The sequence below is a fragment of the Paenibacillus alvei DSM 29 genome (genome assembly GCF_000293805.1).
GTDB classification, from domain to species: domain Bacteria; phylum Bacillota; class Bacilli; order Paenibacillales; family Paenibacillaceae; genus Paenibacillus_B; species Paenibacillus_B alvei.
In genome coordinates, this window is sequence record NZ_AMBZ01000003.1 from 216,329 (window position 1) to 231,535 (window position 15,207).

Consider the following 15,207-nt stretch of genomic DNA (forward strand, 5'->3'; position numbering starts at 1 on the left):
AAAGCGAATACAACCAAAAAGTCAAAATTGTTCACATTTCACACAAATAAAGGCGTACATTCTGCGGAATGTATCCGCTATCATAAGATATGCATTGAGTTATTTTTCTGAGAGAGGGCTGAAATGCAGATGTCTACAGAGGGAACGCAAACAACGGTCATGCAAGCAAATCAACTTTACACACAAGCAATTGAAAATATTCTAGCGAAAACGCTGATCAATATTGATAAGTTTGGAACTCAGTTTCCGCATGTTAGCCTGAATGGGAAATATCAATTGAATGATAACAACGACTGGACAAATGGCTTCTGGTCGGGAATATTGTGGTTATGCTATGAATATTCACAAGATGAACGTTATCGGCAGGCAGCAGAAGCTACTGTGGCTAGTTTTCGTCACCGGTTTGAGCAAAAAGTTGTATTGGATCATCATGATATTGGATTCCTATTTAGCTTGTCTTCCAAAGCGCAGTGGATCATAACAGGCGACGATCGTGCTCGTAAGTTGACACTGGATGCAGCTGATCATTTATTGAAGCGTTGGCGTAACACAAGCGATGGAAGCGGATACATTCAAGCTTGGGGAACGAAAGATAACGAGCAAGAAGCGGGTCGTATCATTATTGACTGTTTGCTTAATCTGCCATTGTTGTATTGGGCAAGCGAACAGACTGGTGATCCGAAGTATCGAGAAGTTGCAGAAATCCAAGCAGAGAAAACACGGCGCTATATCGTTCGTGGGGATGACAGTTCGTACCACACTTTCTTTTTCGATACTGAGACGGGGGTTCCAATCGGCGGCGCGACTCATCAGGGCTACAGCAACGGTTCGACGTGGACGCGTGGGCAAGCTTGGGGCGTATATGGCTTTGCACTTTCCTATCGTTATACGGGAAATGAGGCATTTTTGGAGACTTCTAAGCGTATGGCGCGCTACTTCCTTGAGCATTTGCCTGAGGACAGTGTTGCTTATTGGGATTTCAATGCGCCTGTAACGGCTGGTACGTATCGCGATAGTTCAGCTTCAGCGATTGTAGCTGCCGGACTGGCGGAGCTTATCTCACATTTGGATGATGCTGACCCCGATCGTCCTTATTTCGAAAAGATGCTGGCAACCAGTATGGAGTCGCTGATTCACAACTATGCTACGATGGATGACGATGCAGCGGAAGGTTTGCTTAAGCATGGCTCGTACTATGTCCATGGTGGCTTGTCCCCTGATGATTATATGATTTGGGGCGATTATTACTACTTGGAAGCGCTGATGCGTCTTGCACGCGGTATTCCTGGTTATTGGTATGAGCGTAAATCGAAATAGGAAGATAAAGTCGATGATTTGGCTTGAACTGTAACGGAAATGATGAAGGATTGAAGGAAGGGAAGTGACGCTAACCTTATGTTCCATTTAACTTACTATAAACGAATGTTACTTTCCTTCATGCTATTTATTATCGTACCGATGGTTGCTGTATCTGTGCAATCTTTTTATTTAATTAAGGAATCGATGCTGGATAAGTTGCATGCAACGAATGAAAACATGTTGAACGTAATCGGTGCAGAATTTAGCAAAACGATTGATGATGCTACGTTTGCCTCCCATTTCATTGTCAACGATGAAGGCTTCAAAACTAGCTTACGTCAATTCGCTGATGTGAAGCATTTAAATAGTTTTGCTGATTATGAGAATTTCTCGCAAATCAAAGCTGTATTTTCGCTTATCAATTCGAAAACGTTGAATAGGCAGACGCAGATGTACTTAATTAACCGCCAGCACTTTATTATCCCTTCAGGAGATGATGAACCGGCGAAACTATTACCGCATTTGTCAGAATTGTATAGCAAAATTAATTTCCAACAGCCAGAACGGCTGCAGTGGCTAGGACTACTCGATGACAAGGGAGCGAGTAAATATTATATTGCTCGTGTCATCTATGATCGTGTTAGTAAAGGGCATACGGCCGTGCTGCTGATTGGAATTGAACAGTCCTATTTCGAAAATGCATTACAAGCTGTGAAGTCATGGGATGTTGCTCTCCTGGATGAACATGGTGACCGGATTGCTGGCTCAGCACAATTGCTTGCCTCCGATTCAAATAAGGTGGACGATCGTATGCGTTCGGAAGTCGTGCTGAGCAAAAACGGGTGGAAGCTTGTATATGAGATGAGCAACAACACGTTTAGAGGCATTATTTCAAAGACACTTTATATCGGTTCTGCTGAAGTCATGCTTTTTGTCATTATATTCTCTTTGTTTGCATTGCTGATCTCTAAACGATTGCATCGTCCGATTGAGCAATTACAGCAGGTTGCAGGACAATTTGGCAACGGCAAGCTCGATGTTAGATTGCAAGTTAAGGGAGATGATGAGCTAGCAGCGGTAAGCAAGACGATTAACTTGATGTTGGATCAACTGCAACAGTCCATTTATGAGATGGAGCGGCAACAGGAGCAGAGACGAGTGTTGGAGCTTGAGGCGCTGTTTATGCAAATTCGTCCCCACTTTCTGTTGAATACGCTTAATTCAATTAAGTGCAGCTTAATGTTGCAGAAGGATCGACTGCATAGCGGCATGATTGACTCCTTAATGAGCTTACTGCGTGCCTATATGAATTTCAATGCACTGGCAACACTGCAAGAAGAGTGTGAGTTAATGGCTCACTACATTGATATTATGCAAATGCGCAGTGATATTCCCATCCAACTGCAAGTCGATATAGAGCCACAATTGCAGTTGCTTAAGTTTCCAAAGTTATTACTACAACCGTTAGTTGAAAATGCAATTATACATGGCTTTGTCGATACTGATGTAGATATGGAGGGCAATGATACTAGGAGCCAGCAATCTCAAATTTGGATCTCCGTCTATCATGACGCGGATACCATCGTTATTGAGGTTGCCGATAACGGAGCAGGTATGGACGAGTCTTTGTTGCATCGACTGAATGAAAGTGTGTTGCGTTGCAGTGATGAACCTGATCCTAGTTATAAGCGGGTCGGATTGGTTAATGTTGCTCAACGCTTGAAACTGTCTTTCGGTTCAGAGGCTGCGCTTTCTTTTGCTCCTAACAGGTATGACGGTATAACGGCACGAATGCAGATTCCAGTGACATCAAGCGGGGGGACAACCAGTGATATACAAAGTGATGCTTATTGATGATGATGTGCCAATGCTCAAATTATTGCAGCAAATGATTGATTGGGAACAATTACAGTTGAAGGTTGTAGCTGCGACCTATTCCAGCGTCAAAGCAGTACACCTGTTTCAGCAGACCGTTCCCGATATTGTGATAACAGATATTGGCTTGCCGCAGAAGAATGGGATTGAGTTAGCAGAACAGTTTCGCCAAATCAAACCTGACGTGCGCGTCATTTTCTTAACCTGTCATGAAGACTTCAACTACGCGAGACAAGCGCTTAAGCTTCAGGCTGACGATTATTTAATTAAAGATCAATTAACAGATGAACAGTTGCAACAAAGTTTGCATAAGTCGCTGCGCTTACTGAAAAAACAATCATCGTCAGTAAGTGTACAACCTTCAAGCTACAATCAACAGTTGCTCAAACAAGGTTTATTACAGAGTGTGCTTGATCGAACGAATGTTGACGAGATCCTTAAATATGCCGCTGGCATTGGAGTAAGGTGGAGCTGTCCTTGGTATATGCTCAGTCTTGTGCATGTACAATATGCCAGTTACGATGAACATTACTCACAGCAATCGTTATCGTTAATTTGCTATGCCGTCTACAATATTGCGGAAGAGCTAGCACGCAAGTATGAAGGGATCACGCCATTTTTGCAGCAACATCATCTTGTCATTGTGTATAACTATCACGATAATTTAGCAGATAACAACGTGTTGCACTTCAACAGCTACTTGCAAAAATTGAAAGAACGAGTTGCACAATATATGAAATTGCAGCTGGTAAGCGTCACGGTTAGTGATAAGTTGCAACTGAAGCAAATGGGTACGTGTTATCACTCCTTATTGCGCCATAAATATGAGTTTTATGTTGGGGAGTCGATGCTGATTGCCGATCGGCGGCAGGCAATGGAATCAACATGGCTGAAATTGCCTGCTGGGGAGTTGGACAACTATAAAGGTGAACTAAAGCAGGCGCTAGCTATCCATGATATAGAGGGTATCCAACGTATTATTGGGAATATGAAGGAACATTTTCAAGCGAGAATGATTGAACCTGCTTCATTCATGCATGAGCTGCAAGTTTGCTTACGCGAGCTGACGATTGCAGCTTCGGTTAGACTCGATGAAGCGATCTTCAATTATATGGAGCAGGCACGGACCCTTGTTGATGTGCTTGCATTAGCGGAACGCCCGCTAACTGCGATAGCAATGTCTAACGATAAAGAGGGGAAACAAGGGCGAGGTACACTAGCTAGCAGCTATGAACCGAAGTTACAGCAAATTCAACATTATATCGAACAAAATTTAGCTGATAGTATTACTTCCATTGATATTGCGCGCTATCTGTATTTGAATCCAAGTTACTTCTCACGCTATTTCAAACGCATGACTGGCAGCAATTTCACGGATTATGTCCATCAGTATAAAATGAACATTGCTTCACAGATGTTGAAAACATCTGGGCATACGCTGGAACAGATCGCACTGACACTAGGATACTCAGACCGTACCTATTTCTCTAAAGTGTTTAAGAAGTATATGGGCGTAACACCGAGTGATTATAAGAACGAATGCTCGTAAATGTTTCACAAATAACGGAAGAAAGAGATGATCATCTTATGACACCACTAACGCAGTTTACGATTGAAATTCACGATGCAAATCATACCGTATTGGCAACTGCTTCTGATCAGGGGCAAGCCCAGCTTGTATATCATCAACCTTATCAAGAGGGTGACCAAATTGTTGTAAAGAGTGAGCAGCCCCACCAATATGTCATGTTGCAGCTTGATGATACGATGCCGGAAACGTTCGTATATTTAGCAACAACTTGCTATCGGCTTACGATTCCATTTGGAGAGAAGAAAATTTCCTATAATCCAAAATCATATAGTGGTGATATCCATGCGCTTAGCGTGCGTCTAGCGACTGAAGCGGAAATCTCCAGTTACAAAAATGTAGCCCTGAATCCATTCGACCAACATGAGAATGACAGTTGTTATCCGCATGCGATTGCGAATGTGGAAACGCGTGGAGAGTCCGTGTTTGCCGCTCGCAATGCCATTAATGGCAATTGCTTTAATGCAGGTCACGGGGCATGGCCATTTGAGTCATGGGGGATTAACCAGCAAGATGACGCTGAAATGAGCGTGCAATTTGGACGCACGGTAGAAATTGACTGCATTGCTCTTACGCTGCGAGCAGACTTTCCTCATGATAACTATTGGGAGCAAGTAACCGTCTGCTTCTCCAATGGCGATTATGAGACGATTCATTTAACGAAAACGCATGCCAAGCAGGTATTTAAGCTTACGCCGCGTCAGGTAGAGTCATTGACAGTAAAGAACTTAATCAAGTCCGCTGACCCGTCGCCGTTCCCTGCACTAACGCAAATTGAAGCTTATGGCTATGAAGTAAAGTGAGTAAATAAAAGATATAGAACTGAGCCTGCTGTGAGCAGGGAGGTCTATATCTTTTTTTGGTGATGTTTTAAAACAATGTTGAAATGATATAACTTTTAAGGGAAGTCATTTTGACTCCCCTTAAAAGCTTTTAAAGTTATCATTTAACGTATATGTTTTTTCAGCCATTGTCTGAAATACTGCAACTGTTCCTCAGTATGGAAATAGTGTTCTCCATTCTCCATTACTTGCAAATTACAGTTAAAAGATTTATTAAATTCAGACACAACGTCAAATTCACATACGTTATCTTCTGAACCATAGAGAATGGAAGTTGGAATATTCCAAGCAACAATAGGATGTTCTTTCACATAACAGTAGTAATCCCAATAGAGAGTTTGTCCAATAGGTGTAGAAATTTCTTTCTCTATTTTTAGTCTACTCTCACTTATGTTAAACCATGTCATCATATTATTTATGATACGTTCCATATTTACCACAGGAGAGAGAAACAAGCACTGCTTCAACGGCTCATGGCTATATTCTAATAGACTAAAATACGCTCCCATGCTGCAAGCAAAAAGGCTTATATGATTTGATAATGTTTTTGCATGGGTCATAATTGTATGAAGGTCTTGAACACAGTTTTGAACGTTGCAAAGATAAGTTTCATCCTTACGATCACCATGTTGAGGTAAATCAAAACTAAGCACTTGATAACCTACTGCTGTTGCTTCTTCTGCAAATACAATAATCGAGTCATCTGCCTTGTTTGACATGTTACCATGCACCACCACAAATAACTTATCTGATTTGTCGCCCCACAAAATCGCTGGAATATTTTCTATTTTCAAATTATTTTTTAACATTACAATTCATCCTCCATAAAATACAAGTAATTGCTGATTTATTTAGTTGCAACACCATTAAACGTATTCATCCACTTTTTTAATTTGCTGTGTACAGCATTCATGTGCCCGATATGGTGAGTTCCTCCTTTATGTATTCCTCTTTGTATGCGCTTATGTTCCAATGGTCATCGAGTCTTTCTAATTCTTGGTATGCCATTCTACTTCTTTATAGTAATCCATAATCGATTTAAAAACGCAGCCTTTTTTGCAGCAAAGGTCAAAATTTTACCCGTGGAAGGTCATAATCCGTCCTTGGGTCTCCCTTCCTCGCTGAGTATGATGGTATCAACAATCAGTTATGTGGAAGGAGCATGTTTCAAATGGGCGAGCAGAACCAGAACAAACAAGGCAGAGGGCGCCTCACCATCCCTACCGATCTTGATGTCGTAGGAGAAACGCTGAAAACGATGGAGTTGTGGGGAGCTGATGCTGTGCGCGATGCAGACGGCACAACTTTTCCGCAAGAGCTAGCTGAATGTGGAGCGAAAGTATACGCTACTTACTATACAACCCGCAAAGACAACAATTGGGCGAAAGCAAACCCTGACGAAGTACAGCAATGCTATATTTCAACGAAATTTGTTGCTGCTACAGATGCTGAGCTTTCTATTCGGTTATTGGAAGGGATCAGCGAAGACTTATTGCAAGTTAACAACCGCGATGATATATACCGCTGGTGGGAAGTTATCGATCGTACTACTGGCGAGGTCGTACCTACGAATCACTGGCGCTATGATGAAGCTAGCGGCTGTGTAATGATTAATAATACGATACCTTACCATGAGTATAGCGTGAGCTTCTTAACCTATCTGATTTGGGATCCTGTTCATATGTACAATGCCGTCGTGAATGATTGGAAGGATTTCGAACGACAAATTACGTTTGACGTACGTCAGCCTAAGACACGGGAATACTCCAAAGGCAGACTGCGTGAATTTTTGCGGGACAAGCCTTATGTAAATGTAGTACGGTTCACAACGTTCTTCCATCAGTTCACGCTTATATTCGATGAACTGCGTCGGGAGAAATATGTGGATTGGTACGGCTATTCCGCTAGCGTCAGCCCTTATATTCTCGAACAGTTCGAGCGTGAAGTTGGCTATAAGTTCCGTCCGGAATATATTATTGACGAAGGCTACTACAACAACCAGTATCGGATTCCGTCCAAACAATACTTGGACTTTATGGCCTTCCAACGGCGCGAAGTGGCGGGGCTAGCTAAAGAGCTCGTTGATATTACCCATGAAGAAGGTCGCGAAGCGATGATGTTCTTAGGGGATCATTTTATTGGCACTGAGCCTTATATGGATGAGTTTAAAACCATCGGACTGGATGCAGTCGTCGGCAGCGTCGGCAATGGTTCGACATTGCGCTTAATTAGTGATATTCCTGGGGTGAAATATACAGAAGGGCGCTTCTTGCCATACTTCTTCCCGGATACGTTCCATCCTGGCGGGAATCCAACGGCAGAAGCTCAAGAAAACTGGTTGACAGCTAGACGAGCTATTTTGCGTAAGCCTGTAGATCGCATTGGCTATGGCGGTTACTTGAAGCTGGCGCTGGACTTCCCAGACTTTGTTGATTATGTCACGAAAGTTGCCGATGAATTCCGTGATTTATATGAGAAGGCACGCACGAAGCCGCTGTGCTTAGCTAAAGTTGCTGTACTGAACTGCTGGGGGAAAATGCGCTCTTGGGGCTGCCATATGGTGCATCATGCACTGTACCAGAAGCAAAACTACAGCTATGCGGGCATTATTGAGATTTTGAGCGGCGCTCCTTTCGATGTATCGTTCATTAGCTTTGACGACATTCGTGAGCAGCCGCAGCTGCTCAATGATATCGATGTCATTATTAATGTCGGTGACGCGGACACCGCACATACCGGCGGTGACAACTGGAAAGACCCGTATATTGTTGAGCAAATCCGTGCATTTATTGCTCGCGGAGGCGGCTTTATCGGGGTAGGTGAACCATCCGCTGTTCAACATCAAGGCCGTTTCTTCCAACTGGGCGATGCTCTTGGCGTAGAGCTGGAGCGCGGCTTCACCCTCGGCTACGATAAATACAATTGGGATGTAAAACCATCTCACTTTATTACTGCCGATATGAATGGTGACATCAATTTTGGTGAAGGCAAGAAAAATGTATACGCGACGAGCGCTGATATTTTAGCTTGCAAGGATAAAGAAGTGCAGTTTGCAGTCAATAACTACTTTGGCGGTCGATCTGTCTATCTCGGCGGACTGCCGTACAGTGCAGAGAACGCCCGCTTGTTGCATCGTGCAATATTGTGGTCGTGCAGCAAGGATCATGAATTGCACAATTGGTTTAGTTCGGATGCGCATACGGAAATCCATGTCTATCCGGAAACAGGTACGTATTGCGTTGTCAACAACACGGCAGAGCCGCGCAACACGACTGTGTACGCGAATGGCAAGAGCTTCGAATTGGAGCTCAAGGGCGGCGAATTGCGCTGGTTTGATATGTAAGTTTACGTCGCATTCACATTGCGATTGAAGAACAATTAGATTAGGCTGGGCAATTAGTAGCTAATTGTTCCAGCCTAATCCTGTCTAATCCTGTAGAGCGATCCATTTATCTCAACTCTATGCAGTACCTTAGTTCTTCTGCCCTCTGCTCGAATCCGAGCGATTCGTACAATCGTAATGCTGTTCGATTGTCGGTTAATACCTCCAGGCTAGCACGTGGCAAGCCGTGAGACTGGGCATAATGCAATGCCTGAGCAAGCAGGAACTTCGCAAGGCCCTGACCCCGCCATTTCTCGCGAACGAATACATTATCGATTTGGACATAATCGTCTTCTTTCCAAATCAATAAACCGGCTACGACCGTATCTCCTTGGCGGACAACCATAGAAGTCCAGAGCGGATACTGCCTGTATTCATTCAGTCTCTCCAATCCAAGCGGATTATCTGGCCAAATTTCTGTATCGATATCCAGATAGGCATGAGCTTCTTCAGACGTATCTAAATTCCAATAAGAAAATTGATAAGCTTCTGGCAATTGCAGCTCTGGAATTGGTGCTTCTATCATTCGTTCCATTTGATATAGACTAATCAGATGACGGTAACCACGCTGCAGGAAGAATTGACTGTTCGCCTCTTCTGTTGAATCATTGCCAACACAGAGTCTCGTTCCGTATTCGGCAGGAAGTATTGCCTTCAACTCGATGGCTCTGGCGTACAGCAGATTATAAATACGGTCAAGCAACACATAGTCATGCTCACGTTCTGGGATAGCTTTGATATTCACGTAAATGGCATGCTTGTTCTCTTGAGCCCGGCCGGGCGGTACAATATTAATGATACTGACCTGTCCCTTGGCAACCATCTTGCCGTGCTCGAAGGCACATACTACATTGCACCAATTTGCTTCTTCGCCTACCCACCAAAATATTGCATTCGGTCGCGAAGTAACAGATCGATATAATTCCCCTAGCAAAGGCATGTCCTCTTGTTGAAAATTACGGATCTGAAGCTCAGACGATAGTAAATTCACAGAATTCCCCTCTCTTTTTTTCAGGTGAGTCTAGCTTAAAACGTCATTCCTTCCTCATAACTATAGGGTACAAAATATGGATTGACAATATATTCCTTGATTGTGTACCATCTATTTTAATAAACATCTAATTAGATGTTTATTCAATTTGTATAATGCCACCTGTGATCATGACTTCACATTTCATAATCGAATGTTTTTATTGCCTGTTTCATATTGAGCTTCCCAGATCGAACAGAGGAGGAATACCCCCAATGCAGGTAGAGAAAGTAGTTGCTTATCATAAAGCGTTGGCCGATCCTACACGCATCAAAATGCTTATTTTACTGGCGGAAGGCGAGCGTAACGGTCAAGACTTGGCGGAGAAGCTGTTCGTTACACCAGCTACGATTACCCATCATGCATCCAAGCTTCGCGAAGCGAGCCTCATTAACGAACGAAGAGAGAAGAACATGATTTATTTTTCATTAAATGACTATTTTCTGAAAAACAATGCCGTTGCCGCCATGAATCTCATTTATCGCAGAGCTGAAGGAGGTACTGAAATGTTGAATGAGGATCACCAGCGGATGAAAGATTCGGTCATTCGCAATTTTATTTCCAAGGAAGGCAAGTTAAAGAACATCCCTTCCCAGCTAAAAAAGAAGCTTATTGTACTGGAACATATGGTGTCTAACCTTGAAATGGGGCGGAAATACAGCGAGAAGGAAATCAATGAATTCATTAAGGCCTATCATGAGGATTTTGCTACGATTCGCCGGGAATTTATTATGCATCAATTTTTGTACCGAGAAAATGATCTCTATGAGATGAACCCGCGGGAGTTGTGGGCCAATTGGTCAACCTTATCATGAACAAAGGCTGGGTACTTCACAGCCAATTAGGTATAGACAGTGCACGTAACAGTTGGTCAGGATATGTGGATTCTCAGGCTGGATGGTATACTAATGGACAGCACATATGGGAAGGAACTGACACAGGATGAACCAGAACTCCAAGAAGAATATTATTGATAAATTGAATTTGAATAAATACCCGATGAAGCTGATTTTGAACAAGCCGAGCGATATAGCAGAATTCGATGAATTGGATTATGACAATGCAATCCGCAAGGAGAACTATGATCTTATTTTTGCATTTATCTTCACGCTAGAAGAATTTACAGAGCTCGTACAGATGGTTATCGATAAGCAGTTGTTGAATAACAAGGGGTATCTGTTCGTCGCTTATCCGAAGAAAAACAATCCCAAATATGAGCAATATATTGAACGTGACAGCTTTTTCAATATTGGATTCGTCAATGAGGATGGCTATGTAGCAAACAGCGCTATTAAATTTGCGCGGATGGTTAGCTTGGATGACGTGTTTACGGTAATCGGGCTGAAGTCGGAAACGAAAAAACAACCAAACCAGCAGGAGCTACAAAGAGCCAGTGTGTAGATGACTACGTGGATCATATCGCTGACATTCAGAAATACCTGGCAAACAGCGCGCAATTGGAGTTTTACAACAACTTGACGCCAGGCTATCAAAAGGATTGGGCGCGTTATGTGTATAGTGCCAAAAAAACAGAAACGCAGCAAAAAAGGCTAATAGAGATGGAGTCCATTTTGGCCAAGGGATACAAATCATTTGATCTTTATCGAAGACGAGGAAAATAACATATTGTGCAGGATCGGGGAGAGTCAGCCAATGAGTTTCGCTTTTACAAAGGAAATCAAGAATTGGAATTCATGGGGAGCCGTTTATCAATCAATTGAAGATTTTCGACAGCTCATCGAAGTCATTTACGAGAAAGAAGATTTGAGCGGCGCAGAGCAAATATCGAATGTAACTCCAGGCACGAACGCGGTATTTCGGGCAGGCAGCTACGTGATTAAAATTTTTGCGCCCAAGGAATCTGGAGCGAATACCGACGCTGATTACGATGCAGAAATCAGTGCAATGGAACGTGCTCTCCAGCAAGGCATTCACGCGCCGAACATTATCGCGGCATCCTTTATTAAAGATAAATATTTGTTCCGTTATATCATCATGGACTTTATTCAAGGGCAGGAAGCGGGCAAGGTACTGCCTAATTCAACATCCTCCCAGAAGGCGACATTCGTTAAGCAACTGCTTGCTAATCTGGACAAGCTGAACACGCTGCCTGAGGAGCAGGTCGATGCAAATGCTATAAAGCAAAGAGTCGTTCGCAACGCGAGATGGAACATATTTACTGAAGCTATCCGAACTCAAATTGCTGAAATTGTCGCGAAAAGCCCGATATCACAGCCCGTATATGTGCATGGCGATATCACAGCGGAGAATGTCATGGTTGATGCAAAAGGTCAGCTTTACATGATCGACTTTGCAGACAGTACGATTGCTCCAGCGGCGTATGAATACCCGCCAATTTTGTTCTCGTTATTTGATTTTGATGCCGAGTTGATCCAATTGTTCATGCATGAGCTGAATTGCAGCCGCGAAGCGTTCATCGATGAGGTATTTCTCGCTATATTGCTGCATGAATTCGGCTTTGACTTTGTTAGAATGATCTGTGAGAAGTATTCGAAGCTGGGTGCTCAGTCATTAACCGATATTTATGAAGTAAAAAGATTGCTTCAAGCACACCTGCCTATGGAATGACGGAAGCGGAAGTAGAAATGGAAGCAAACAGCATCGTCCATCAGAAGTGGCGTAAAGCAGTTGAGAGCACTCTAACTCGTTTGGGAGTTGGAAGTGCTCTCTTTTTGTTCGCTTAGAAATAGTCGGAGAAGTATGGGATTTGGCGGATGATCAGTCGTTCAAGCATATCAATGGTTGCTTCGTTGGCCTGGAATCGTCCGATTTTTGCTAAATAAGATGGGCGCTTATAGCCCATAAGCATAGTGGTTAATGTTTGGATATCGAATTCAGCATCTCGTTGATTTCCACCCTTGATCAGCTTCCCATGTCCTTGTTCATCTACTGATAAAGTGAACACGCCTTGATTCCACTCCAGCATCGGATCGTGGAGGACGAAGGTGAAGCTGCACGGCATTTCCTGTGGCTGGAACGGATATTGTTTCAAAAATAAGCCGATGTCGACGATCCTTGCCATATAGTAGGGAGCAATCGTCTCCTTAATGTCACTGTCTTCAAGCAAAAAGGCAAGTGGTTCATCGGTATAAATATGCCCCTTTACTTTGGTCACCATGGAGAAGTGTGCACTGATGAAGTTCCATAAGCCATTGCGTGCTTCCTGGTTCACATACACCATCTCTTTCATATAGAACACTTCCTCGGCAATCCAGTAAAGCAAATACCCTGTTGGCTCATGGCTGCTGTTATAATAAACGGCCACGGTCATATCATCGAGATCCCATCGCAAATATTCCTCCCACGCCAGTTCATTGCGCAGCATTGCACCGTGTGTCTGCAGAGCAAAGTGGTGATAGACTTGTCGCACGTCTGGATGCTCAATCGTAACACGCTCTACATTGCCGGGTACTGTTTTAAGCTTGGGCAACTGTGTATCTTTCACTTCGAACGAGATTTTATCGGAGATGATCTCCCAGCCTTTCCGGCGGTAGTAAGGAATGGAATAAGGATATAAATAGGATACGGATTGCTTGCGCTTGCGCATATTCGTCAGGGCTTGACGCATCAACTTATTCATTAAGCCTAGGTTGGCGTATTCAGGGTAGGTGCCGACTCCTGTTAATCCGCCCATTTCATATATTTGGCCAAAGATGTTGACTTGGAACGGGTATACTGCCAATTGGGAAATAAGTTTATCCCCATCGAACCAGCCCAGCACGTCAGCCTGCCTCAGCACAGGCAGCTTAGCCTGCGCGATCTCGCGATTTTCCCAACCTAGCGCCTGCAAATCATGATTGGTCACTTGGAATACATAGCGCAGCAAGTCATTGAACTGCTCGCCATGCTGGATTTCAACTTCCTTCATTTTCAGTCTTTCTTGCAGCTTTTGACGGCTCATGGAATAGAACCTCCTTATTTAGGGCCGATTAGCCTTATACTATTTTACACGAAATTGACATGGTTCAATCATGTATAGAAATAAGGACTGTGAAGGTAGGAGAGACGACGAAAGGCAGAAGCTGCGAAACAAAAAAGAGCGCCGCCACGAAAGTGGAGGCGTTGTATATTGGAAAACGGGTTTATTTTTCTCCATAACCGCAAAATAGTTGTTTTCGCTGTCTGCAAAGTTGAATAAGCGGCCTGTGGGCATGGTCACTAATTCACCGACCGTAATGCCTTTATCCTTGAAAGCTTCATACAGTCCATCGAGATTGTCGGAGAATAGCATGATCGAAGGTGTGCCAAGGTTAAGCTCTGGCTGCATCTGGGCAATAAGCTGCTTGTTATGAAGCACGAAGGAGGTTTGAGCACCTTGTGCAGGGGCGATTTCAATCCATTTCATACCTTGTCCGTTGTTATCTTCCGATACGACAACGAAGCCGACCTTTTCTGTCCAAAATTGCACGGCTTGGTCTTGATCATTTACATACAGCATAACTTGTCCGATTTGATTGATCATAGGTCATTCTCCACTTCTCATTGAATTTGCTGAATCCATGTTCGATGGTACAATTTCTGGACTTGGATTGCAAGCAAACAGACGGGAAGACAGCAGTTCATCAATCGCAGCTCCAATTCCTTTATTTTGATTACACGATAGGATTATAAAATTAAGATTAGGGATTGCTTCAACGTCATAGTTGTATATGACGCTTGGTAATTGGGGAAAGTATTCTATTTTGTTATGTGATTATAATCACAATGTTTTTGGATCCGTCCTATATAATAGGTGCAGGACAGGAATGTTTCCCTCGTCGAAGATCGGAAAATAGATTCATTTACAATATTGGAAGGTGAGATCTCATGCAAAAAAATCATGTATCCCAATTTCAGGAATATGTAGAAGGCAGATTTACGAAACGAATCATTCATAAGGATGGAGACAACGTTATTTTCGTGTTGAACTTCAGCCGAGGAGCCGAATTGCCGACACATAATCATCCGGGAGCTGATGTATATATCTTAGTTCTGGACGGAAGCGGGACAGTGACTGTCAATGGGGTGGAGACTGAAGTTGCAGAAGGAGATATCCTTCATATTGCTGGAGACGAAAATTTTGCTTATCGCAACGGGACAGATGCCGATTCCAGCCTGTATGTTATTTTGACGAAAACGCCATGTGAGCGCTATGCCCAAAATATGTAATCATAGCGTTGCATAAGGCAAA

At 43.3% G+C, this 15,207-nt stretch carries 13 protein-coding genes and 2 pseudogenes; 10 read left to right on the forward strand and 5 right to left on the reverse strand.

Features of this window, described 5'->3' with window-relative positions; genetic code table 11:
- The first annotated feature begins 123 nt into the window (after positions 1-123).
- The 4 genes from PAV_RS11375 to PAV_RS11390 all read left to right on the forward strand — a co-directional run bounded on the left by PAV_RS11375 (position 124) and on the right by PAV_RS11390 (position 5,565).
- The gene (locus PAV_RS11375) at positions 124-1,317 is read left to right on the forward strand and encodes a glycoside hydrolase family 88 protein (RefSeq protein ID WP_005546208.1); all 1,194 of its coding nucleotides are present in this window, start codon (positions 124-126) and stop codon (positions 1,315-1,317) included.
- Positions 1,318-1,395: 78 nt separating this feature from the next.
- Complete coding sequence (locus tag PAV_RS11380) at positions 1,396-3,153, forward strand: sensor histidine kinase (protein ID WP_005546210.1); 1,758 nt, start codon at positions 1,396-1,398, stop codon at positions 3,151-3,153.
- Positions 3,128-4,723 (forward strand): response regulator transcription factor, encoded by a 1,596-nt coding sequence (locus tag PAV_RS11385; RefSeq protein ID WP_005546212.1) that lies wholly within the window; start codon positions 3,128-3,130, stop codon positions 4,721-4,723. The genes PAV_RS11380 and PAV_RS11385 overlap by 26 nt, the downstream gene beginning before the upstream one ends.
- A 38-nt stretch (positions 4,724-4,761) precedes the next feature.
- On the forward strand, positions 4,762-5,565 hold the full coding sequence (locus tag PAV_RS11390; protein WP_005546213.1) for a hypothetical protein: 804 nt from the start codon (positions 4,762-4,764) through the stop codon (positions 5,563-5,565).
- A 143-nt stretch (positions 5,566-5,708) separates the two neighbouring features.
- Here the strand turns inward: PAV_RS11390 and PAV_RS11395 are convergent, their stop codons facing one another.
- Entirely contained in the window at positions 5,709-6,413 is a 705-nt protein-coding gene (locus PAV_RS11395) for an alpha/beta hydrolase (RefSeq protein WP_005546216.1), read from the reverse strand.
- Positions 6,414-6,454: 41 nt separating this feature from the next.
- Positions 6,455-6,577: pseudogene (locus tag PAV_RS34605) on the reverse strand (IS1595 family transposase); the annotation flags it as partial.
- A 198-nt stretch (positions 6,578-6,775) separates the two neighbouring features.
- Between PAV_RS34605 and gnpA the strand changes: the two are divergent.
- Positions 6,776-8,947, forward strand: a complete 2,172-nt coding sequence (gene gnpA, locus PAV_RS11400) for a 1,3-beta-galactosyl-N-acetylhexosamine phosphorylase (RefSeq protein WP_005546217.1) — start codon at positions 6,776-6,778, stop codon at positions 8,945-8,947.
- A gap of 106 nt (positions 8,948-9,053) precedes the next feature.
- Here gnpA and PAV_RS11405 read toward each other — a convergent pair whose 3' ends face one another.
- On the reverse strand, positions 9,054-9,977 hold the full coding sequence (locus tag PAV_RS11405) for a GNAT family N-acetyltransferase (protein WP_005546219.1): 924 nt from the start codon (positions 9,975-9,977) through the stop codon (positions 9,054-9,056).
- A 254-nt stretch (positions 9,978-10,231) separates the two neighbouring features.
- Between PAV_RS11405 and PAV_RS11410 the strand changes: the two genes are divergently transcribed.
- From PAV_RS11410 to PAV_RS11420, 4 genes are all read left to right on the forward strand, one after another.
- Positions 10,232-10,831: a DUF2087 domain-containing protein gene (locus tag PAV_RS11410; RefSeq protein WP_005546221.1), complete on the forward strand. Its 600-nt coding sequence runs from the start codon at positions 10,232-10,234 to the stop codon at positions 10,829-10,831.
- 127 nt (positions 10,832-10,958) lie between these two features.
- On the forward strand, positions 10,959-11,417 hold the full coding sequence (locus tag PAV_RS11415) for a hypothetical protein (protein ID WP_005546223.1): 459 nt from the start codon (positions 10,959-10,961) through the stop codon (positions 11,415-11,417).
- Between the two features lie 8 nt (positions 11,418-11,425).
- A complete protein-coding gene (locus tag PAV_RS37225; RefSeq protein ID WP_338010899.1) occupies positions 11,426-11,638 on the forward strand; it encodes a YdeI/OmpD-associated family protein in 213 nt (70 codons plus the stop codon).
- Between the two features lie 31 nt (positions 11,639-11,669).
- Positions 11,670-12,605 carry an aminoglycoside phosphotransferase family protein gene (locus PAV_RS11420; RefSeq protein ID WP_005546225.1) on the forward strand — a complete coding sequence of 312 codons (936 nt, stop codon included), beginning with the start codon at positions 11,670-11,672 and terminating at the stop codon, positions 12,603-12,605.
- 112 nt (positions 12,606-12,717) lie between these two features.
- Here PAV_RS11420 and PAV_RS11425 read toward each other — a convergent pair whose 3' ends face one another.
- The gene (locus tag PAV_RS11425; protein ID WP_005546228.1) at positions 12,718-13,938 is read right to left on the reverse strand and encodes a GNAT family N-acetyltransferase; all 1,221 of its coding nucleotides are present in this window, start codon (positions 13,936-13,938) and stop codon (positions 12,718-12,720) included.
- Positions 13,939-14,124: 186 nt separating this feature from the next.
- A pseudogene (locus PAV_RS11430) lies at positions 14,125-14,499 on the reverse strand (VOC family protein); the annotation flags it as partial.
- A 344-nt stretch (positions 14,500-14,843) separates the two neighbouring features.
- Here PAV_RS11430 and PAV_RS11435 point away from each other — a divergent pair.
- Positions 14,844-15,185: a cupin domain-containing protein gene (locus tag PAV_RS11435; RefSeq protein ID WP_005546232.1), complete on the forward strand. Its 342-nt coding sequence runs from the start codon at positions 14,844-14,846 to the stop codon at positions 15,183-15,185.
- Positions 15,186-15,207 lie beyond the last annotated feature (22 nt).

Bases quoted from the DNA above. Each gene is read 5' to 3' on its own strand.
- PAV_RS11375 (WP_005546208.1), top strand. From the start codon at position 124: ATGCAGATGTCTACAGAGGGAACGCAAACAACGGTCATGCAAGCAAAT.
- gnpA (WP_005546217.1), top strand. From the start codon at position 6,776: ATGGGCGAGCAGAACCAGAACAAACAAGGCAGAGGGCGCCTCACCATC.
- PAV_RS11410 (WP_005546221.1), top strand. From the start codon at position 10,232: ATGCAGGTAGAGAAAGTAGTTGCTTATCATAAAGCGTTGGCCGATCCT.
- PAV_RS11390 (WP_005546213.1), top strand. From the start codon at position 4,762: ATGACACCACTAACGCAGTTTACGATTGAAATTCACGATGCAAATCAT.
- PAV_RS11415 (WP_005546223.1), top strand. From the start codon at position 10,959: ATGAACCAGAACTCCAAGAAGAATATTATTGATAAATTGAATTTGAAT.
- PAV_RS11425 (WP_005546228.1), bottom strand. From the start codon at position 13,938: ATGAGCCGTCAAAAGCTGCAAGAAAGACTGAAAATGAAGGAAGTTGAA.
- PAV_RS11435 (WP_005546232.1), top strand. From the start codon at position 14,844: ATGCAAAAAAATCATGTATCCCAATTTCAGGAATATGTAGAAGGCAGA.
- PAV_RS11380 (WP_005546210.1), top strand. From the start codon at position 1,396: ATGTTCCATTTAACTTACTATAAACGAATGTTACTTTCCTTCATGCTA.
- PAV_RS11420 (WP_005546225.1), top strand. From the start codon at position 11,670: ATGAGTTTCGCTTTTACAAAGGAAATCAAGAATTGGAATTCATGGGGA.
- PAV_RS11395 (WP_005546216.1), bottom strand. From the start codon at position 6,413: ATGTTAAAAAATAATTTGAAAATAGAAAATATTCCAGCGATTTTGTGG.